The following is a 1,077-nucleotide window of genomic DNA, read 5'->3' on the forward strand; positions in this document are numbered from 1 at the left end:
TAAATGCATTGGCCATATTTGTGGGTTATCTCAATTGGAACGAATTTAAATCAAGTGAGGTTGCCTCGCTACATGGGGCCCGGAAAACGTTAACTTCCTGGTTTACAAATCCGGAAGGAATATTCGGTAACCAGGTTACAAAACCATTTATTTTTATCTTATTGCTGGTTATGCTTCTGGTAATGGTTATTGTTTTACTATGGCATTGAAAAATATCCCAACGCTTTTAAGCCTTTGGGATATTTAAATATCTCCATGTTTTACCGGATAGTCACTTCATCAGGGAAAGGAACTGGCTTTGACGTACTACTTGCTACCGGCATTTGTGCACCACGTTCTTTTAAGGTTTTACCTAAAATGCCAGCCAGTTTTTTAGTCTCGGCAGGATTTGCTGCTGCCAGGTTATTTTTTTCCGAAATATCCTTACTTAAATCGTACAGCTCCAATTCCTGGCTCCGCATGCGGTAAATCAGTTTCCATTGACCGTATCTGAGCGCACTATAGTAATTAATACCCAGAAGCCGCTCGTCTTTTTCTTTTTCATTGGTCCATTTCTTTGGATAATGAAAAACGAGGGGGCGTTCGGTAAGTTTCACAGCAGGATTTTTTAAAGTGGGTATCAGGCTTAAACCATCCAGCTTTTGAATCGTTTTTTTATTGCTTATGCCTGCCCAATCGAGTATAGTTGGGAAAAAATCGTCGATAATTACCGGGTTGGTATTTATACTTTGCGGCTTGGTTACCCCCGGCCATTTTACCAGCATCGGCTCGCGGATACCGCCTTCATATACCGATCCTTTTCCCGAACGGAAGGGGTAATTGTGGGTATTAACAGGTCCACCACGGCCATGTGCATCTAAACCACCATTATCGCTCATAAAAATTATAATGGTATTTTCTGCTACGCCCTTTGTGGTCAGGAAATTCATAATATCGCCCAAACTTTTGTCCATGCCTTCGATCATACTGGCATACTTTGCTTCAGCACTATCTAAACCAGCATCATAATATCGTTGTACAAAACGTTTATCGGCCATTAGGGGTACATGTACAGCATAATGTGCCAGATTGAGATAA

The 1,077-nt window shown here is 41.2% G+C and carries 2 protein-coding genes; one reads left to right on the forward strand and one right to left on the reverse strand.

Annotation, left to right across the window (positions count from 1 at the left end; translation table 11 throughout):
• A partial coding sequence (locus tag OA84_RS11515; protein WP_039346565.1) for a hypothetical protein occupies positions 1–209 on the forward strand: 209 nt, incomplete at its 5' end.
• A gap of 51 nt (positions 210–260) precedes the next feature.
• Here OA84_RS11515 and OA84_RS11075 read toward each other — a convergent pair.
• Positions 261–1,077, reverse strand: an 817-nt coding sequence (locus OA84_RS11075; RefSeq protein ID WP_039346568.1) for a sulfatase-like hydrolase/transferase, incomplete at its 5' end; no start/stop codon positions are given.

The organism is Kaistella solincola (genome assembly GCF_000812875.1).
In the GTDB taxonomy this organism is placed as follows: Bacteria; Bacteroidota; Bacteroidia; order Flavobacteriales; family Weeksellaceae; genus Kaistella; species Kaistella solincola.